Origin of the sequence: Raineyella fluvialis (assembly GCF_009646095.1) — a bacterium.
In the GTDB taxonomy this organism is placed as follows: Bacteria; Actinomycetota; Actinomycetes; order Propionibacteriales; family Propionibacteriaceae; genus Raineyella; species Raineyella fluvialis.
This window is the reverse complement of record NZ_CP045725.1, coordinates 991,150-1,007,875: the sequence shown is the minus strand read 5'-3', so window position 1 is coordinate 1,007,875 and position 16,726 is coordinate 991,150. Positions and strand designations below refer to the sequence as shown.

At 71.0% G+C, this 16,726-nt stretch carries 21 protein-coding genes and 1 rRNA gene; 6 read left to right on the top strand and 16 right to left on the bottom strand.

Features of this window, described 5'->3' with window-relative positions:
* Positions 1-47 precede the first annotated feature (47 nt).
* Together rrf and Rai3103_RS04645 are read left to right on the top strand one after the other, a co-directional pair.
* A 5S ribosomal RNA gene (gene rrf / locus Rai3103_RS04650) occupies positions 48-164 on the top strand.
* 167 nt (positions 165-331) lie between these two features.
* On the top strand, positions 332-1,111 hold the full coding sequence (locus Rai3103_RS04645) for a DUF1206 domain-containing protein (protein ID WP_194793267.1): 780 nt from the start codon (positions 332-334) through the stop codon (positions 1,109-1,111).
* A gap of 19 nt (positions 1,112-1,130) precedes the next feature.
* Here Rai3103_RS04645 and Rai3103_RS04640 read toward each other — a convergent pair whose 3' ends face one another.
* The 5 genes from Rai3103_RS04640 to Rai3103_RS04620 form a co-directional block, all read right to left on the bottom strand.
* Positions 1,131-2,093, bottom strand: a complete 963-nt coding sequence (locus tag Rai3103_RS04640; protein WP_228489170.1) for an NADP-dependent oxidoreductase — start codon at positions 2,091-2,093, stop codon at positions 1,131-1,133.
* A 168-nt stretch (positions 2,094-2,261) separates the two neighbouring features.
* Positions 2,262-3,452 (bottom strand): LLM class flavin-dependent oxidoreductase, encoded by a 1,191-nt coding sequence (locus Rai3103_RS04635; protein ID WP_153571598.1) that lies wholly within the window; start codon positions 3,450-3,452, stop codon positions 2,262-2,264.
* Positions 3,453-3,454: 2 nt separating this feature from the next.
* Positions 3,455-4,495, bottom strand: a complete 1,041-nt coding sequence (locus Rai3103_RS04630) for an ABC transporter substrate-binding protein (protein ID WP_153571597.1) — start codon at positions 4,493-4,495, stop codon at positions 3,455-3,457.
* Positions 4,488-5,231, bottom strand: coding sequence for an ABC transporter ATP-binding protein (locus Rai3103_RS04625; protein WP_153571596.1), 744 nt, complete (start codon positions 5,229-5,231; stop codon positions 4,488-4,490). Before Rai3103_RS04625 ends, Rai3103_RS04630 begins: the two co-directional genes overlap by 8 nt.
* Entirely contained in the window at positions 5,228-6,115 is an 888-nt protein-coding gene (locus Rai3103_RS04620; protein WP_228489169.1) for an ABC transporter permease, read from the bottom strand. Before Rai3103_RS04620 ends, Rai3103_RS04625 begins: the two co-directional genes overlap by 4 nt.
* 178 nt (positions 6,116-6,293) lie before the next feature.
* On the opposite strand from Rai3103_RS04620, the gene Rai3103_RS04615 reads away from it, so the two are divergent.
* Positions 6,294-7,190 carry a universal stress protein gene (locus tag Rai3103_RS04615; protein ID WP_153571594.1) on the top strand — a complete coding sequence of 299 codons (897 nt, stop codon included), beginning with the start codon at positions 6,294-6,296 and terminating at the stop codon, positions 7,188-7,190.
* A 6-nt stretch (positions 7,191-7,196) separates the two neighbouring features.
* Here Rai3103_RS04615 and Rai3103_RS04610 read toward each other — a convergent pair whose 3' ends face one another.
* The 8 genes from Rai3103_RS04610 to dhaK all read right to left on the bottom strand — a co-directional run bounded on the left by Rai3103_RS04610 (position 7,197) and on the right by dhaK (position 12,405).
* Positions 7,197-7,493, bottom strand: coding sequence for a hypothetical protein (locus Rai3103_RS04610; RefSeq protein ID WP_153571593.1), 297 nt, complete (start codon positions 7,491-7,493; stop codon positions 7,197-7,199).
* A gap of 5 nt (positions 7,494-7,498) precedes the next feature.
* A complete protein-coding gene (locus Rai3103_RS04605) occupies positions 7,499-8,032 on the bottom strand; it encodes a COG4315 family predicted lipoprotein (protein WP_153571592.1) in 534 nt (177 codons plus the stop codon).
* A gap of 103 nt (positions 8,033-8,135) precedes the next feature.
* Positions 8,136-8,972 carry a slipin family protein gene (locus tag Rai3103_RS04600; RefSeq protein WP_153571591.1) on the bottom strand — a complete coding sequence of 279 codons (837 nt, stop codon included), beginning with the start codon at positions 8,970-8,972 and terminating at the stop codon, positions 8,136-8,138.
* Positions 8,973-9,078: 106 nt separating this feature from the next.
* A complete protein-coding gene (locus tag Rai3103_RS04595; RefSeq protein ID WP_153571590.1) occupies positions 9,079-9,471 on the bottom strand; it encodes a DUF302 domain-containing protein in 393 nt (130 codons plus the stop codon).
* Between the two features lie 46 nt (positions 9,472-9,517).
* Positions 9,518-9,904 (bottom strand): hypothetical protein, encoded by a 387-nt coding sequence (locus Rai3103_RS04590; protein WP_153571589.1) that lies wholly within the window; start codon positions 9,902-9,904, stop codon positions 9,518-9,520.
* Positions 9,901-10,728 (bottom strand): HPr family phosphocarrier protein, encoded by an 828-nt coding sequence (locus Rai3103_RS04585; protein WP_153571588.1) that lies wholly within the window; start codon positions 10,726-10,728, stop codon positions 9,901-9,903. The genes Rai3103_RS04590 and Rai3103_RS04585 overlap by 4 nt, the downstream gene beginning before the upstream one ends.
* Before the next feature lie 7 nt (positions 10,729-10,735).
* Positions 10,736-11,401 carry a dihydroxyacetone kinase subunit DhaL gene (dhaL, locus tag Rai3103_RS04580; protein ID WP_228489168.1) on the bottom strand — a complete coding sequence of 222 codons (666 nt, stop codon included), beginning with the start codon at positions 11,399-11,401 and terminating at the stop codon, positions 10,736-10,738.
* On the bottom strand, positions 11,398-12,405 hold the full coding sequence (gene dhaK, locus Rai3103_RS04575) for a dihydroxyacetone kinase subunit DhaK (protein ID WP_153571587.1): 1,008 nt from the start codon (positions 12,403-12,405) through the stop codon (positions 11,398-11,400). Before dhaK ends, dhaL begins: the two co-directional genes overlap by 4 nt.
* Before the next feature lie 175 nt (positions 12,406-12,580).
* Here dhaK and Rai3103_RS04570 point away from each other — a divergent pair, with 175 nt between their 5' ends.
* Both Rai3103_RS04570 and Rai3103_RS04565 read left to right on the top strand, forming a co-directional pair.
* Entirely contained in the window at positions 12,581-13,132 is a 552-nt protein-coding gene (locus Rai3103_RS04570) for an HdeD family acid-resistance protein (protein WP_194793266.1), read from the top strand.
* Between the two features lie 88 nt (positions 13,133-13,220).
* Positions 13,221-14,009, top strand: a complete 789-nt coding sequence (locus Rai3103_RS04565; RefSeq protein ID WP_153571585.1) for a GNAT family N-acetyltransferase — start codon at positions 13,221-13,223, stop codon at positions 14,007-14,009.
* Here the strand turns inward: Rai3103_RS04565 and Rai3103_RS04560 are convergent.
* The 3 genes from Rai3103_RS04560 to trxA are packed head-to-tail and all read right to left on the bottom strand — an operon-like array spanning position 13,999 to position 15,320.
* Positions 13,999-14,514: a hypothetical protein gene (locus tag Rai3103_RS04560; protein ID WP_228489167.1), complete on the bottom strand. Its 516-nt coding sequence runs from the start codon at positions 14,512-14,514 to the stop codon at positions 13,999-14,001. The two genes, Rai3103_RS04565 and Rai3103_RS04560, sit on opposite strands and share 11 nt — an antisense overlap.
* A gap of 9 nt (positions 14,515-14,523) precedes the next feature.
* Positions 14,524-14,943, bottom strand: a complete 420-nt coding sequence (locus Rai3103_RS04555) for a rhodanese-like domain-containing protein (RefSeq protein ID WP_153571584.1) — start codon at positions 14,941-14,943, stop codon at positions 14,524-14,526.
* Positions 14,940-15,320 (bottom strand): thioredoxin, encoded by a 381-nt coding sequence (trxA, locus tag Rai3103_RS04550; protein WP_153571583.1) that lies wholly within the window; start codon positions 15,318-15,320, stop codon positions 14,940-14,942. Before trxA ends, Rai3103_RS04555 begins: the two co-directional genes overlap by 4 nt.
* A 163-nt stretch (positions 15,321-15,483) precedes the next feature.
* On the opposite strand from trxA, the gene manA reads away from it, so the two are divergent.
* Positions 15,484-16,632 (top strand): mannose-6-phosphate isomerase, class I, encoded by a 1,149-nt coding sequence (manA, locus tag Rai3103_RS04545; protein WP_153571582.1) that lies wholly within the window; start codon positions 15,484-15,486, stop codon positions 16,630-16,632.
* Positions 16,633-16,726: the final 94 nt, after the last annotated feature.

Here is a 16,726-nt window from a genome sequence, read left to right as displayed (position 1 = left end):
GGGCGGGGTGGTGACAGTTGAATAGTGTGAAACTGTTTCGACAGTGTTACGGTGATCATGGCGGAAGGGAAATACCCGGCCACATTCCGAACCCGGAAGTCAAGCCTTCCAGCGCCGATGGTACTGCACACGGGAGTGTGTGGGAGACTAGGACATCGCCGGACAACACACACCACCCCTCGGGGTGGTGTAACAGAGCGGGCCGACACCCTCACAGGTGTCGGCCCGCTCTGCAATTACGGACCTTGTCCCCCTCGAGAGGTTTCCACGCCGCGAACGCGGACGGGTCCGGACCGTCGACATGTCGGGGTCAGTGGGGTACTACTTGACCATGACCGCTCAAGATGGGGCCCGCAAGGCGGCTGACAACCCTGTGGTCGAGAACGGCGCACGCGCCGGCTTCGCGGCCAGCGGCGTGCTGCATCTTCTGATGGCCTGGCTGGCCCTGCGGCTCGCCTGGGGGCAGTACCACGGGGAGGCCGACCAGTCGGGCGCCTTTCAGGCGCTTGCCTCGACCACCGCGGGGGTGATCCTGCTCGGCGTGCTGGCGGCCGGTCTGTTCCTGTTGGGCCTGTGGAACCTGTTGCAGGCGTTTCTGGCTCGCCATGAACTGAAGGATGCGCTGAGATTCGCCTCCCTGACCGTGGTGTACGCCGTTCTCGGTGTGGGCGCCGCGCTGGTGGCCACTGGTGGTCAGTCCTCGAGCTCGCAGCGCAGCAAGGACATCACGGCGGCCATGATGGGTAACGCGGCGGGGACGGTCCTTGTCGTCGTGGTGGGGCTGGTCGTCGTCATCATCGGCGGCTTCCACATCTACAAGGGCGTGACCGGCAAGTACCGCGACGACCTGCGGCACCAGCCCAGCAGTGCGGTCGTGCTGGTCGCCATCCTCGGCTACGTCGCCAAGGGCGTCGCTCTGCTCGTCGTCGGTGCGCTCTTCTGGGTGGCGGTCGCGACCCACGACCCTCAGAAGGCATCCGGGATGGACGGTGCCTTGCGGGCGCTGTTGGGCCTGCCACTGGGGCGGCTGCTCCTGTCAGTGGTGGCGCTGGGGCTCGTCGCGTACGGGATCTACGCCTTCACCCGGGCCAAGCATCGCGAACTGCCCTGACCGACGGGTGGCGCCCCGGTCAGTCGGCGTCGAAGATCACGACGATCTTGCCCGTGGTGTGCCCGGTCTCGATCTCGGCGTACGCCTCGCGAGCGTGTGAGAAGGGCTCCGTACGTATGACCGGGCGTACCGCCCCGTCAGCGATCAATTGGGCCGCGGCCGCGTACGCCTCGCTGGTCCGGCGACGCACCACCCCCGTGCCGCCCACCTGCCCGGCCTGGACAGGATCGGCGATACTCACCAACTGGGTCTCGTCACCACACAGACGGAAGGCCTCGTGCAGCACCTCGCCCCCGACCAGGTCGAGGACAGCCACCACCGGCCCGTCCAAAGCCGCCCGGGCACGATCCACCCAGCCCTCGCCGCTGACGACGGGATGGGCACCGAAGCCCGCCACCAGGTCCTGCTTGGCCGCCGACGCCACGCCGACCACCCGCAGTCCCCGGGCCACGCCGAGTTGACAGGCAGCGGAGCCGACGCCACCGCCGGCACCGAGGACGAGGAGGCCATCCCCGGCGGTGACGAGCAGGTGATCGAAGACATCGAGGGTCGTGCCCACGGCCACCGGGACGCAGGCGGCCTCGGTGATCGTCAGCGAGGCGGGCACCGGTGCCGTCGCCGCGGCGTCGAGGAGGACGTACTCGGCCAGCGTTCCGACGCCGGCGACCGGGCTGCCGAAGACACGCTCCCCGACCGTGAGACCCTCCACGTCGGGCCCCAGGGCCACGACCGCGCCGGCGGCTTCCCGGCCCATCGCCATCGGGAAGACCACGTCGAAGACGCCGGCACGTTTCCCGGCCCGGACCTTGATGTCCGCGGGGTTGAGGCCGGCCGCGAGGACCTGCACCAGCACCTGGCCGCTGCCCGGGACCGGTACGGGGGCGGCGAAGTACTCCTCGACCTCGGGGCCGCCGTAGCGGGCGAAACCGTACGCCCTCATCGTCTCGGGGACCGCGGGAATGCGGGGCGTCGCTGCGTCCATGCCGCCTCCATGGCTGGGCCGGTCCGGCCGGGCGCCGGAGCCGCTGGATGGGATCCAACGTACGACCCCGCCGAGCGCCCTGTCCGACGGAATCGGCGGCCCGATGACCGAAGGGCCGGGTGGGCACCCCCGTACGGTGCCCACCCGGCCCTTCGTCGTGCCGACCGGTCAGGAAGCGGCGGCGGTGAGGACACGCAACTCGTCCCCGGCCTCGTCGAGCACCTCGTCGAGCAGGCCGCGGTCGCGCAGCCGCGGGATGACGTTCTCACCGAACCAGTACGACTCCTCCAGGTTCGGGTAGCCGGAGAAGATGAACTCGTCGATACCGGCCCGGTGGTACTCCTCGATGCGATCGGCGACCTCGTCGTGACTGCCGACCAGGGCGGTGCCGGCGTGACCCCGCGCGAGGCCGATGCCGGCCCACACGTTCGGATAGACCTCGAGATCGCCGTCCTTGCTGTCGCCGTGCAACGCCAGCATCCGCTGCTGGCCCACCGACGTGTTGCGGCGCAGGATCTCCTGGGTCCGGCGGATGTCCTCCGGGTCGAGAGCGTCGAGGAAGCGTTGGGCCTCGGCCCAGGCGGCCGCGGAGGTGTCCCGGGTGAAGACGTGGAAGCGGATCCCGAAGCGGATCCGGTCACCACGACCGGCCTTCTGCGCCTCCCTACGTACCCGCTCGATCTTCTCCCGTGCCTGGGCGGGCGGCTCGCCCCAGGTCAGGTAGACGTCCGCGTGCCGACCCGCCACCGGGAGCGCGGCGTCGCTGGAGCCGCCGAAGTAGAGCGGCGGGACGGGGTCGGGCGCCGCGAGCAGACCGGCGTCACGGATCCGGTAATGGTCTCCCTCGAAGCTGTACGGCTCACCGGACCAGACGCCGCGGACGACCTCGAGGAATTCGTCGGTACGGGCATACCGCTCATCCTTCGCCAGCCAGTCACCGAAGCGTGGCTGCTCCGCGTCGTCGCCGGTCACGACGTTGAGCAGCAGCCGGCCACGGGACTGGCGTTGCAGGGTGGCCGCCATCTGCGCGGACAACGTCGGCGACATCAGACCGGGGCGGAAGGCGACCAGGAACTTCAGCCGCTCCGTCTCGCGGGCCAGTGCGGCGGCGGTGAGCCACGCGTCCTCGCAGACCGTGCCGGTGGGTGTCAGCACCGCGGTGAAGCCGAGGGCATCGGCTGCCCGGGCCTGCTGGGCCAGGTACTCGATGTCGGGCTCCCGGAAGCCGGCGGGCCGACGGCCCGGACGCCCACCGGCCCCGCCCGCACTGGGGAAGAGGCCGAGGGCGGTCTCGCCGCGGTGGGGGACCGGGCGGATGTCGCCGCTCGAGGTGAGGAACCAATGGAGACTGATGGACATGCTCAGGCCTTTCCGATGACGGCGGCGACGGCCGCGTCGTAGCGATGGTCGACGATGGTGCTGACGTCGAAGCTGGCGGGGATGAACCCGCCCGACGCGAGGGCGTCGGTGAGGTCCTGGGAGCTGCGGATCGCCTCCGGGTCGAGGGTGATCGGGCGCTTGATGGAGCGGTGGGCCTGGACGGTGGTGACGTCGAGGCTCAGCCCGGTCTCGGAGCTGTAGACCCTGGCCCACTCGTCCGGGTGGCTGGCGGACCACTGATACGCACGGGCCGACCGGGTGACCAGGTCGGCGATGGCCGCGTTCTTGCCGGCGTCGGCGAGCGACCGGTTGGACGCCACCTGGAAGCCGAGTCCGTTGACGATCCCGACGCCGCTGACGAGGATGCGTGCGCCGATCTCCTTCTCCGCCGCCGCGGTGTAGGGATCCCAGACCGCCCAGGCGTCCGCGGCACCGTTCTTCAGGGCCGCGTAGCCGTCGGAGGGTGAGACGTAGGAGATCTTCACGTCGCTCGGCTGCAGGCCCGCCTTGCGGAGCGCGAGGAGGAGGTGGCCATGGGCACTGCTGCCCTTGGTCACCGCGATCGTCCGGCCCTTGAGGTCGGCCAGGGAGGTGGCGGTGGATCCCTTGGCGACGAGGATCGCGTCGCCCTGACCTTCGCCGCGGCTGGCCGAGACGATCGAGACCGGGGACTTCGCCGCACCGGCGAAGATCGGTGGCGTGTTGCCCACCGTGCCGACGTCGATCGCACCGGACGCGGCGGCCTCGAGCAGCGGCGGCCCGGCGGTGAAGGTGGACCACTCGACGGCGTACGGCAGGTCCTTGTCCTGCCCGGAGGCCTTGAGGAGGGCCTGGAGCCCGGCCTTCTGGTCCCCGACCTTGAGGGTGACGCCGGCCAGATCGGCGCTGCTCACCGGCCCGGGCGTAGGGACCGTCCGGGTGGCCGTCGTCGCCTGGGCCCCACTGCAGGCCGAGAGCAGCGTGGCGAGCATCAGGACGACCAGGGCCAGCGGCGCGCGGTGTCGTTGTCGGAGGTCAGTCATGGTGGGTCACTCCCAGATCGGTGAGGACCTGCTGGCGCAGGTCTGCGGTGGCCGCGCGGGTACGGGGCCGGTCGGTGGGGTTGCGGTGGTCGGCCTGGATGCGGCCGTCCCGCAGGACGAGGAGACGATCGGCGAGCCGGACCGCCTCGTCCACGTCATGGGTGACGAGGAGCACGGCGAACCGGTGGCGGCGCCACAGCTCCTCGAGGACGTCATGCATCGCCAGCCGGGTGAGGGCGTCGAGGGCGCCGAAGGGTTCGTCCAGGAGGAGCAGCGCCGGCTCGCGGACAAGGGCCCGGGCCAGGGAGACCCGCTGGGCCTGGCCGCCGGACAGGGTCGCCGGCCAGCGCTCGCCGTAGCCGGCGAGGTCGACCTCGGCCAGGGCGGCCGCGGCCCGCTCCCGGGTGGCGGCCGTGCGGGGAAGCCCCAGGACGACGTTCTGCCACACCCGGCGCCACGGCAGCAGGCGCGGCTGCTGGAACGCGACCGAGGTCGCACCGGTGACCTCGACGGTGCCGGTCGCCTCGGCATCGAGACCGGCGAGCGCCCGCAGCAGGGTCGACTTGCCCGAGCCCGAGCGGCCGAGGAGGGCGACGAAGTCCCCGGCGCCGATGTCGAGGTCCAGACCGTCGAGGACGGTGGACTTCCCGTAGCGGCGGCTGACCGAACGCAGGGAGACCGTGGTGGGCGGCAGGTCGGTGCGGGGCAGAGACGTGCCGGGCAGAGTCGGGGTCATCGCAGCACCGTCCCTGCGCGCCAGGCGAGGAAGCGGTGTTCGGCGCCCCGGACGATTCCGTCGGAGACCAGACCGAGGACCGCATAGACCACCAGCCCGACCACGATCACGTCGGTCTGCAGGAAGTCGCGGGCGTTGTTGATCAGGTAGCCGAGACCGGCGCTGGCGTTGACCTGTTCGGAGACGATCAGCGTCAGCCAGGCGATGGCCAGCGCTTGCCGCAGCGCCACCAGCCACGGCGCGGTGACCGAGGGGAGGATGACCTCGCGGAGAGTACGCCACCGGCCCAGCCCGTTGACGGCGGCCACCTCGAGCAGCGCGCGGTCCACGCCACGCACGGCGCTGTGCAGGTTGAGGTAGATCGGGAACATCACACCCAGGGCGATGAGCAGGACCTTGGGGAACTCACCGATCCCGAACCACAGGATGAACAGCGGCACCAGGCCCAGATGGGGAAGCGTACGCAGCGCCTGCAGCGGCGGATCGACGAGGGCGTCTCCCCACCGGGACAGGCCGGTGAGCAGCCCCAGCACCGTGCCCGCCAGCAGGCCGGTGACCAGACCGATGCCGACCCGGCCCAGGGAGACACCGAGCGCGTCGATGAGCTGGCCGTTGGTCAGCAGTTGCCAGGCGGTGGCGGCGATGGTGGCCGGCGTCGCGAGGACGTCGCCCGGCAGGAGACCGGTGCTCCCGGTCACCTGCCAGCCGAGGACCAGCACGAGGAGGCTCAGCCATCGCGGCGGGGCCATGCGATGGCGATGGCGATCGCGGTGCCGCCGGACAACCTGGTCGGCGCTGGAGGACGTCGCGGCGCCCCTCGGGCGTACGGTGACGGGAATCGGCGTCGCGGATGCGACATCGGGTCTGGTCAGGATGGTGGTCATGTCACTCCTCGACATGGTGGGTGGGCTCCGGCTCGTCGTGACTCGACCCTAGAAGCACATATAAGTCGAGTCAATGCACCCCTAAAGATGTAGGAATAATAGGTCCATTTGTCCCGTGCTGCGGGACGATGCGCGGCGCTACCTTGGGAGCACAGAGCCTGGCGACGAGGAGGTCGGCATGAGCGACACGGTGGTCTGCTGCACGGACGGTTCAGATGTTTCGTTGGCGGCGATCGAGGCCGGCCTGTCGCTGCTCGACCGGTCGCGCTGGACGATCCAGGTCGTCACGGCGGTCCCTGACATCATCCTCGACCCGGGCGTGCCCGGCCCTATGCCGGGCGGGTCGTTCAGCACCGCGTTCGTCGCCACCGACCTGGCGGCGGCGCGCGAGGAGGCCCGGGAGTCCGGCCGGGAGGTCGGCGTCGGCATCGCCGGGCGGTTGGGGCTGGCGCCGGAGTCCGTACGGGTGCTGGTGGGGCCGCCCGGTCCCGTCGTGGTCGATCACCTCGCAGCGGTCGGGGCGGCTCTGGTTATCGTCGGTTCCCGAGGGCTGGGTGGGGCCGCCCGCCTCGTCCTCGGCTCGTTCTCGGAGCACCTTGTCCGGCACGCGCCGTGTCCGGTCCTGGTCGGCGGCGGAGAGGTCGAGGCGCCGCCCGCCGGTCCCGTGGTGGTCTGCGTGGACGGCTCGGAGCGCTCGGTCCGTGCCGGGGCGGCTGTCGTGCCGCTGCTGGCGCGTGATCTGCCGCTGGCGGTGGCCACTGTCGTGGGGCCGCCACGGTCCGTCGGGGAAGGGGCTTTCGAGGAGTTGGTGGAACGTCGCCAGGCCGACGAGGCCGAGCAGATCCTGGTGGCGGCCGCCACCGCCCTGCAGGTGCCGGACACCGAGTTCCTCCCCCTGGTCGGCGAGGACGCCGCCGACGCGCTGGTCGCCCTCGCCGAGGGGGAGTCCGTCCGTGCGCTCGTGATCGGATCGCGCGGCCGCGGGGGATTCGTCCGGGCCGTGCTCGGGTCGACCGCCGATCGGGTCCTGCGCGAGGCGCCGTGCCTGGTGTGCGTGGTGCCGGGGCTGGAGTGACCCGGTTCAGGCGGTGAACTCCCGCAGGTAGGTCGCTTGAGCGATCAGACGATCCGCCGCGGCCGTGTCACCGGCAGCGCGCTTCTCGGCGGCGAGCGATTCACGGGCCGCGGCCTCGGCCACCACGATCGCGAACATCTCGGCCTCGGTCAGCGGGCCGACCGCCGCCTCGGCGGCGCTCTCGATGACGCCGATCGTCTCCTCGGCGGCCTCGACCGCGGGCTGGTCGTTCTCCCGCAGCGCCTGGGGGACGGCGGCGTCCAGACGGTCGCGGATGGAGTCGTCGGAGGCGGGGGTCGGCATCGGACTCACTTCATCATCGAGCCGGACGGGGAGACGACGTACCATACGCCCTGGACGCCCTGCCCTGTCGTGTCACCCGGTTTGGTGTCGGAGGCCCAGTAGTACAGCGGCAGGCCGTTGAGGGTGACCTGCTTGGCGCCCTCCGGGGTGGTGATGGTGCCCACCGTGCCGGTGATGCCCTGGAGGGCCGGGGTGGCCTGGGTGGTGAGGACGGGCGGCCAGGCTTTGAGACAGCCGCCGGTGCAACTGCTCTTGCCGGAGTCCTTCACGTCCTTGGTGAACTGGTACACGGTCATCCCGTTGTCGGCCACCACGATCTTGCCGAGCGAGGAGTCGGCGACCTTGAGACCGGCCGTGCTGGCCGCCGCCGACGTGGAGGCGGAAGCCGAGGCCGATGTAGTGGCTGAGGCTGAGGCCGAGGCAGTCGCGCCGCCCCCTGCCCCATAGCCTCCCGAGGAGGAGCCGCCCGATCCGCAGCCGGAGAGCGTCACCAAGGCCGCGGACAGGACCGCAGCCGCGCCGAAGAGCCTCGCATTCATCGCTTCCTCCTCAGGGCCGCATCCGCACGGGTGACTCGCCCTGTCCCAAAGCTAGAACGATGTGACCTACCCCACAAGCACGACAAGGGCACAATCGGCGCCGTCAGGCTGTACCGGGCTCCTGCCGCGCGTCCTCCGGGGTGGTCTGCGGACCTGCGGTGTGGGGTGCGAAGCCCACCGGCCATGTCCGGGACTGCCCCATGAACGGCGCCAGCAGATCGATCGGCATCGGGAAGATGATGGTCGAGTTCTGATCGGCGCCGACCTCGAGCAGCGTCTGCAGGTAGCGCAGCTGGATCGAGGCGGGACTCGCCGAGAGGGTGTCGGCCGCGCGGCGCAGCTCCTCCGATGCCTGCAGCTCGCCATGGGCATTGATCACCTTGGCGCGCCGCTCACGCTCGGCCTCGGCCTGGCGGGCCATCGCCCGCTGCATGCTCTCCGGCAGCTCGACGTCCTTGATCTCGACGACCCGCACCTCGACGCCCCAGGGCTTCGTACGCTCATCCATCCGTGCCCGTAGGTCCACGTTGAGGTCCTCGCGGTGGGCCAGCAGCTGGTCGAGGTCGACCCGGCCCAGCAGTGAGCGCAGTGTGGTCTGGGCGATCTGGGAGGTGGCGACCTGGAACTGTTCGACCTCGAGGATCGCCTTCGCCGGATCGATCACCCGGAACAGCACCACGGCGTTGACCCGGGCGGACACGTTGTCGTTGGTGATGATCTCCTGGGCCGGGATGGTGTGGGTGATGACGCGTAGGTCCACCCGGACCAGCCGGTCCACCCAGGGGATGAGGAGGCGCAACCCAGCGTTGTAGACGGGGCGTACGCGACCCAGGCGGAAGACGATGCCGCGCTGGTACTCGGGCAGGACCCGGATCGAGGCCGCCAGCAACAGGAGGACCAGGACGACGACGAGGATGGGGACGATGGTTCCGCTGGTCATCTGATGTCCTTGGGATCAGGGGCCCCTGATGTGGAGCCCTGACCCATTGTCCTCCCTCGGGTGGAACGCCCCGCTAATCGAACGCGGTGCCGCACGCGTCCGTCCGTCAGCTCGCGGACACCTGGTCCAAGGCCTGTTTGAGGGCCTGGCGGACCTCGTCGGCGAGGTCCGCCATCGCGGGATTCTCCGTCACCATCACCATCGTCTCGGGGTCGATGGCCTCCACCACGGTCAGCCCGGCGCTGTGTCGTACGACCACATTGCAGGGCAGGAGCACCCCCAGGGACGGCTCGATCTCGAGCCCGCGCTGGGCGTACCGCGGGTTGCAGGCGCCGAGGATGACGTGTTCGCCGACGTCGACGCCGATCTTGTCCCGCAGCGTCTTCTGCAGGTCGATCTCGCTGACGATGCCGAACCCGCTGGCGGCCAGCGCCCCCCGGGTCGCCGCCAGGACCTCGCCGAACGGCCGTTCCAGATCGATGGTCAGGGCGAAGCCCATGGCTGTCCTCCTTGGTTGTTGACGCTCGGGTACCGGTGGGTGGGCCTCACTCGACGATGACGCGGCCCTCGCCGTCGGCGATCTGCTGGACGAGCTGTGCCCGGGACAACGTGTAGGGGCCACACTCGCAGCCGGCGGGGAGTTCGTCCGGGACGTCGGCGCCGGGCACCGCGTCGAGGAGGTCGAACCAGTCGGTCCCCCTCTGCGAGGCGTGATGCCCGGTATCGACGAAATCCTTGCGGCCGTGCGACGTGGAGTGGAGGACCGAGTGGTAGACCCGCCCGGCATCGGTCGCATACACGCCCGCGAGGTGGTGGGCCGAGTTGCACTGGACCTGGAGTACGGCCTTCTGGCTGGGACTGGGGCCCAGCGCCTCGAACGCCCCGCGGGCGATCTGTTCGCGAACCTCATGGCTGCTCTGGCTGGACTTCATTCCCCGATGCTACGCCGGGCGGCTGTGCTGGGACCCGGAAAATCCGCATCCCCGTCGAGGTCACCGAAGCCACTCGCCGCCAGGGCGCCGATCGCCGCGGCGGCCTCCTCGGCCTGTCTGCCGCTGGCCTCGAGTCGCAGGGTGTCGCCCTGTGTCGCCGCCAGGGCGAGGAGCTCGGTGATGTCGCTGGCCTGCACTCGCACGGAGGCGCGGCCGGGGTTGCTCAGCCAGACGTCGGCGTCGTACGCCTGCGCCAACGCCACCAGCCGGGCGACCGGGCGCAGGTGCAGCCCGATCCGGCTGACCACCGGGAGATCCCGCACCACCGTCGGCCGGGCGTCGTCGGCCGTGGGCACGGGGGGATCGGGCGTCCCCGCGGTCACCTGATCACCGACGAGGTCCTGCTTGGCCGCCAGGCCGTCGCGGGCCATGGCGGCGACCCGGGCCAGGGGAGCACCGCCCGCGGCCGTCACCACCGCGGCGATCAGCCCCTCGACCAGCGGCGCACTGCACAGCTGCACGTGCGTGGCGACGTCCGGGCCGAGGAACTCCGTGGCCAGTTGCGCGCTCATCACCGCGGAGCCGATGTCCATCAGCACCAGGACACCGTCCGGGGAGTCGACCGAGGTGATCGCCTCCGCGACGACGGCGGCATCGGTGCCGAAGGCCCAGCTCGGGGAGGCTGTTCCGCTGTCGTCGTGCTGGGGGATCCCCGCGGCGATCGCCACTCCCGGTCGTGGCCCGGTCGGCACCGTCGCGCCCGCGAGCGCCACCGCCGCGTCCGCGAGTGGCCGGCTGTGCGAGACGACGACGATGCCGATCATGACGGTCTCACTTCACCGCCGCGCGCAGCAGCAGCGCGGCACTGGTCGCGCCCGGGTCCTGGTGACCGGCACTGCGCTCGCCGAGGTAGCTGGCGCGTCCCTTGCGGGCGACCATGGGGACCGTCGCCGCACATCCCGCGTCGGCGGCCTCGGCCGCACGGGTCAGCGCGACCGGCAGGTCCGCCCCTTGTGTGATCGCGGTGTCGTACGCGTCCACGGCCGGCACGAGGGCGTCCAGCATCGTCTTGTCACCGACGTCGGCCTTGCCGCGCTGGCGTACGCCGTCGACCGCCGCGTGCAGGGCCCGGCTCAGCTGGTCGGCGTCTGCGGTGGCCAGCCCCGCCAGCGGCTGGGCGAACCTGAGCCAGAAGGTCCCGTAGAGCGGCCCGGCGGCGCCGCCCACCGCACTGACCAGCGCCATTCCGACCTTCTTGGCCAGGACGTCGAGGGTCTCGAAGGTCTGGTCGTCGAGCAGGGCAGCCACCGACGTCATCCCACGTGCCATGTTGGTGCCGTGGTCGGCATCGCCGATCGCGGCGTCGAGCTCGGTGAGGTGCTCCTCGTGGTCGGCGATCGTGGTGGCGTACGTTCGTAGCCACCGCGTCAGGCCCTCGACGGTCAGGGACGTGGCCGCGGTGCCCCGGGTCGTCGGATCGTCCGGTGGGGTCATCATCGCCCCCACCGCAGTGCCGGGGTGTCGACCGGGGCGTCCCAGAGCCGGACGAGTTCGTCGTCGGCGCGGACCAGGGTGACGGAGCAGCCGGCCATGTCGAGTGAGGTGATGAAGTTGCCCACCAACGGCCGCGCGACGTGGATCCCGTGGGCCGCGAGGATCCGGGCCACCTCGCCATACATCAGGTAGAGCTCGATCAGGGGCGTGGAGCCCATGCCGTTGACCAGCGTCAGGACCTGGTCGCCGCGGGAGAACGGGAGGTCGGCGAGGATCGGCGCGAGGAGCTGCTCGGCGATCTCGGCGGCGGGGGCGAGCGGCGCGGTTGCCCGGCCCGGCTCCCCGTGGATCCCGACCCCCATCTCCATCTCGTCCTCGGCAAGGGTGAAGTTCGGCCGTCCGGCGCTGGGTGGCGTACAGGGGGCGAGGGCCATGCCCATGCTGCGGGCGTTCTCGTTGACCCGGCGGGCGATCGCCGCGACGTCCGCGAGCGGGCGGCCCTCCTCGGCGGCCGCGCCCGCGAGCTTCTCGGCGAACACCGTGGCACCGGTGCCGCGGCGGCCCGCGGTCCAGGTCGAATTCTCCACCGCCACATCGTCGTCGAGGACCACCGTCGCGATCTCGAGGCCGCCTTCCTCCTCGGCCGCCATCTCCGCGGCCATCTCGAAGTTCATCACGTCGCCCGTGTAGTTCTTCACCAGTTGGAGGACCCCGGCCCCGGTGTCGACGCGTCGGGTGGCGGTGAGGACCTGTTCGGGCACCGGGGAGGTGAAGACCTGGCCGCAGCAGGCGGCCGACAACATGCCGTGCCCGACATAGCCGGCGTGCAGCGGTTCGTGCCCCGAACCGCCCCCGGAGACCAGTCCCACCGTGCCGAGCAGCGGTGGGTCGGCGCGGTAGACGGTGGCCAGCTCGTGGTCGACCTTCACCCGACCGGCGTACGCTGCCTCGAAGCCGCGCAGGGCGTCGGCGACCACCGCGTCCGGTGCGTTGATGAGCTTCTTCATGGCCCCATCCAACGCCCGTTCCATCTCGTTGTCAGGGGGATGCGGTGTCAGGGGATGCGTGTCAGTGGGGTCTCTGCAGCGGCCGGATCGCCGTCGCGCGTGCCCGGCACGGCCCACCGTCGACGGACACTGGGATCGTACGCAGATCAGCGGCTCGAACGAGGGAGTGGAGGCAATGGCAATGGACATCGTGGCCGTCCCCAGCGCGACGAGGAAGCCGACCGGGTGGGACCTGCTGGTGGGGATCGCGCCGGTGCTTGCCGGCCTGGTCCTGCTCGGTGAAGCCGCCCTTGCGACCACGATGTCGGTCTGGTTGATCGGCTGGTTCGCCCTGGTCTCCGGAACGGTGGTGCTCCTGGCCACGCTCTCCCCGTCCCGATCGGCCGGCTCGTGGCAGTCGGTGCTCGGTGGGGCCGCCCTGATCGTCGCCGGTCTGGTCATCCTGCTGCGCTTTCCCGTGCTCGGCATCGTGGATCTCACCCTCGTCGGCGCCGCGATGCTTCTCGGCAGTGGCCTGACCCGGCTGGTCTTCGGCTGGGCACTCCCGGTCGGACGCTGGTGGCTGGTCGTCGGCGGACTGGTCCCGATGCTGGCGGGACTCTTCGTCCTGCTGCACCTGGGCCTGGCCTCGACCCAGCTCCTCGGCTTCCTGCTGGGGGGCCAGGCCCTGCTGGAGGGCATCGCGGTGATCTCCACCGGCCGCCCACGTCCAGAGCCCGCGGCCTGACAAGGCCGAACACCCGAAACCGGAGGCGCCCGGCATGGCGTGCTGGCACAGTGGAGGGGAGGACTGCGCCGAGAGGAAGGATCGCCCCGTGAACCCCCGTGAGTCCCCTTCACGTCCCTTCACGGCCCCGGATCGTCCGACACCGGCGACGCCTGTGCGGGCGGTGGCCGAGGGGCCCGGCACGAAGATCCTCCCGCTCGCGGCGCTCACCACGGCGGAGATCATCGCCGTGTACGACGACCTGCTGCGCCCCTCCTTCCGGCGGGAGGAGTTGCCGAGCATCGGCGACGTCCTCCGCGTCTATGCCGGCGACCACCCCGCACCCTCGGGGGTCCTCCTGCGGGACGGGCGTCCGCTCGGCATCCACCTGTGTGAGACGTACGTGGACGGCCAGGTGCTGATGCTCAGCCACCTGGCGGTGGCCTCCTCGGCCCGCGGCGGCGGGATCGGGTCGCAACTGTTCGACCACCTGGCGGGGTCGATGGCCGAAATCAGCCCGAACGCCGTGCTGCTGGCCGAGATCGACGACCCGCGGGTGTGGCCGGGGACCCCGGGCACCGGGGATCCGGTGGCCCGGCTCCAGTTCTACGGCCGGCACGGCGCCCGGTTGCTGCCGATGGCGTTCGTCCAGCCCCAGCTGCAGCCCGGCGCGGGACGGGTCGCGGGGATGTTCCTGATCCGACTCGATCGGCATGCCCACCCGGCGCCCGACCTGCTGGCCCGGTTCCTGACCGAGTACTACTCCGTGTACGAGGGGCCCGGGTCCCTGGATGACCCGGTGCTGCGTACGCTCCTGGATGCCGCGGAGGGTGTGGACCTCGACCGTGACCTGCTGCCGATCGAGGACTGGGAGCAACTGCCTCGAGCTATCGGCTGACGCAGGCCATGTCGCCGCGCAGCCGTCGATGCAGGGCGTACGCGAGCAGACCGATGCCCAGCAGGGCGAGGAAGGGCTGGGCCGGGGCGAACCAGCGCAGCGCGCCGGAGTAGCCCAGGGCGAGCAGGGCGATCTTGTTGCAGACCGGGCACCCGACGGCGAAGTAGCTCAACAACCCACCGGCCATCCCGGCCTTCGACCCGTGGCTGGCGGACGGCGCCTCGGCGGAGGTCGAGCCACGCCTGACGTAGGTCGCACCCACGAGCCCGGCCAGGACCGCCGTCACGATCAACGTCGGCCAGGCCCACCAGGTCACCGGGACGGCTCGGGCGAAGACGGAGTTGGGGATGAGGACGGTGGGCAGGCCGACGACGAGGATGGTGCCGACCGCCCCGCCGGCCGCTGCCGCCCACCGGCTGGGGGGCCAACCGCGCAGGACGGACCTGATGCTTGCGCTCGGGACCGTGATCTGCGTCGGGGCTTCCGGGGGCCGGACGTTCGCCATCGCTTTGGATCAGCTCGCCACGATGGGAGCGCCGGCCGACTGGAGGTCCGCGATCCCGCCCTTGAGGTTGTACACGTGCGAGAATCCGGCCTTGCCCATCGCGGTCGTGGCCGCGGCGGACCGGTTCCCGCTGTGGCAGTAGATCGCGTACGTCGCTGTCTTGTCGAGCTGGTTCATCTTCGTGGTGAAGTCGGCAGCCTGGACGTCCAGATTGACGGCGCCCTGTACGTGGCCGGCCGCGTACTCGGCCGGGGTGCGGACGTCCACGACGACGACTCCGGGCTTCGCTGCGGCGGTCAGCCAGTCGTGCGGTGTCACCGTGGTGACGCCGCCGCCGGAGCTGCAGCCGACCAGCGTCAAGGATCCGAGAAGCAGGGTGAGCACGAGGCCCCAGAGGGTCGCGCCCTTCGGGCGTACGGTCGTGGTCATGCCTGCGCGGGGGCTTCGGCCTGCTCGGCGGCGATCTGGGCGCGGATGTCGTCCATGTCCAGCGCCTCGACCGCGGCGATCAGCTCGTCGAACGCCTTGGCGGGGAGCGCGCCGGACTGACGGAACACGAGGATCCCGTCACGGAATGCCATCAGAGTGGGGATCGAGGAGATCTGCGCGGCCATCGCCAGGCCCTGCTCGGCCTCGGTGTCGACCTTGCCGAAGCGGATCTCGGGGTGAGCCTCGGAGGCCTTCTCGAACACCGGCGCGAAGGCGCGGCACGGCCCGCACCAGGCGGCCCAGAAGTCCACGAACGTGATGCCCTCGCCGAGCACCGTGCCCTCGAAATTCTCCGACGTCAGTTGCAGCGTCGCCATGGTCAAGCCCTTTCAGGTGAGTGTCTGGCCTCCACGCTAGCACATACCCCTAGGGGTATTCGGAAGGGTTGTGCCGTCCCGTAGGGCGCGGGGGCAGCCCCGCCCGTACAGCCGGCTCCCTTATGCTGACCGGCGACAGGTGAAGGAAAGGGAGTACCGACCGATGCACATCCTGCGCGGAGCCGACAAGAACTACGCCTGGGGGACGACCGATCGGATCCCCGACCTGCTCGGGCAGAGCCCGACGGCCGAACCCTTCGCCGAGTACTGGTTGGGGGCCCATCCCAGCGGCCCGGCGACCGTCGACGGTGTCGGGCTGGACGCGGCCATCGCCGCTGACCCGAGCGTGCTGGGTGAGCGGTCGCGGGCCGCGTTCGGGGATCGACTGCCCTTCCTGATGAAGTTGCTCAGCGCCGCACGGGCACTGTCGCTCCAGGTGCATCCCACCGGCGACCAGGCGCGGGCGGGCTTCGTCCGGGAGAACGGCGCCGGCATCGCCCTCGACGACCCGAAGCGTACGTACAAGGACGACTGGCCCAAGCCGGAGATCATGGTCGCCCTCGACCCCTTCGAGGCCCTGTACGGGTTCCGTGAGCCGGCGCGCAGTGCCACGATCCTGCGGGCCCTGGGAGGCTCGGCCGCCGAGCGGCTGGCCGGCCGGCTCGAGGCGGACGGCGCGGATGTGGTGGCAATCGTCCGGGACCTGCTGGAGAACGGTGACGCGGAGCTCCTCGCGGAACTTGAGTCCGGTGCGGCGGCAGGGCGTTCGGAGGACGAGGCCGACGTGGCCCAGGCCCGCGACACCGTCGCGCTGCTCAGCCGTGAGTACCGCGGTGACCCGGGTGTCGTCGTCGCCCTGCTGATGAACCGCCTGCGGCTCGAGCCGTTCGAGGCGCTCTTCGTCCCGGCGGGGGTCATGCACGCCTATCTGTCCGGCACCGGCGTCGAGGTGATGGCGTCCTCGGACAACGTGCTGCGTGGCGGCCTGACGCCCAAGCACATCGACCTCGACGGCCTGATGGAGGTCGTCGACCCACGGCCGTCGGTCCCCACCCTCGTGCCGGTCGAGGCCGCCGGTGACGGGATCTGGCGCTACCTCACGCCCGCCCCGCACTTCGCGCTGTGGCGCCTCGATCCGTCGACCGTCCGCCGCGACCTGCCCGCCACGGACAGCCCCCGCATCTTCATGACCCTGCAGGGGACTCAGTGCTCACCCAGGCGGGGGAGGACCTGTGCCTCACCAGCGGTCAGTCGGTGTTCCTGGCAGCGGGTGAGTCGGTGGGCGTCGCCGGGGAGGGCCTCGGCTTCATGACCTCAGTGGCGCCCCGGTAGGCAGTCCCCCGGGGGCTCGGGGGCTGCCGCGGATGGTGTGGGGTCTGCAGGGTCCTCGCGGATGCTCATGTCAC

Bases quoted from the DNA above. Each gene is read 5' to 3' on its own strand.
- Rai3103_RS04590 (WP_153571589.1), bottom strand. From the start codon at position 9,904: ATGAAGTCCAGCCAGAGCAGCCATGAGGTTCGCGAACAGATCGCCCGC.
- Rai3103_RS04625 (WP_153571596.1), bottom strand. From the start codon at position 5,231: ATGACCCCGACTCTGCCCGGCACGTCTCTGCCCCGCACCGACCTGCCG.
- Rai3103_RS04595 (WP_153571590.1), bottom strand. From the start codon at position 9,471: ATGGGCTTCGCCCTGACCATCGATCTGGAACGGCCGTTCGGCGAGGTC.
- dhaK (WP_153571587.1), bottom strand. From the start codon at position 12,405: ATGAAGAAGCTCATCAACGCACCGGACGCGGTGGTCGCCGACGCCCTG.
- Rai3103_RS04645 (WP_194793267.1), top strand. From the start codon at position 332: ATGACCGCTCAAGATGGGGCCCGCAAGGCGGCTGACAACCCTGTGGTC.
- Rai3103_RS04615 (WP_153571594.1), top strand. From the start codon at position 6,294: ATGAGCGACACGGTGGTCTGCTGCACGGACGGTTCAGATGTTTCGTTG.
- Rai3103_RS04560 (WP_228489167.1), bottom strand. From the start codon at position 14,514: ATGGCGAACGTCCGGCCCCCGGAAGCCCCGACGCAGATCACGGTCCCG.
- Rai3103_RS04610 (WP_153571593.1), bottom strand. From the start codon at position 7,493: ATGCCGACCCCCGCCTCCGACGACTCCATCCGCGACCGTCTGGACGCC.
- Rai3103_RS04640 (WP_228489170.1), bottom strand. From the start codon at position 2,093: ATGGACGCAGCGACGCCCCGCATTCCCGCGGTCCCCGAGACGATGAGG.
- Rai3103_RS04570 (WP_194793266.1), top strand. From the start codon at position 12,581: ATGGCAATGGACATCGTGGCCGTCCCCAGCGCGACGAGGAAGCCGACC.
- dhaL (WP_228489168.1), bottom strand. From the start codon at position 11,401: ATGATGACCCCACCGGACGATCCGACGACCCGGGGCACCGCGGCCACG.
- Rai3103_RS04585 (WP_153571588.1), bottom strand. From the start codon at position 10,728: ATGATCGGCATCGTCGTCGTCTCGCACAGCCGGCCACTCGCGGACGCG.
- Rai3103_RS04635 (WP_153571598.1), bottom strand. From the start codon at position 3,452: ATGTCCATCAGTCTCCATTGGTTCCTCACCTCGAGCGGCGACATCCGC.
- Rai3103_RS04605 (WP_153571592.1), bottom strand. From the start codon at position 8,032: ATGAATGCGAGGCTCTTCGGCGCGGCTGCGGTCCTGTCCGCGGCCTTG.
- Rai3103_RS04630 (WP_153571597.1), bottom strand. From the start codon at position 4,495: ATGACTGACCTCCGACAACGACACCGCGCGCCGCTGGCCCTGGTCGTC.
- Rai3103_RS04600 (WP_153571591.1), bottom strand. From the start codon at position 8,972: ATGACCAGCGGAACCATCGTCCCCATCCTCGTCGTCGTCCTGGTCCTC.
- Rai3103_RS04620 (WP_228489169.1), bottom strand. From the start codon at position 6,115: ATGACCACCATCCTGACCAGACCCGATGTCGCATCCGCGACGCCGATT.
- trxA (WP_153571583.1), bottom strand. From the start codon at position 15,320: ATGGCGACGCTGCAACTGACGTCGGAGAATTTCGAGGGCACGGTGCTC.
- Rai3103_RS04555 (WP_153571584.1), bottom strand. From the start codon at position 14,943: ATGACCACGACCGTACGCCCGAAGGGCGCGACCCTCTGGGGCCTCGTG.
- manA (WP_153571582.1), top strand. From the start codon at position 15,484: ATGCACATCCTGCGCGGAGCCGACAAGAACTACGCCTGGGGGACGACC.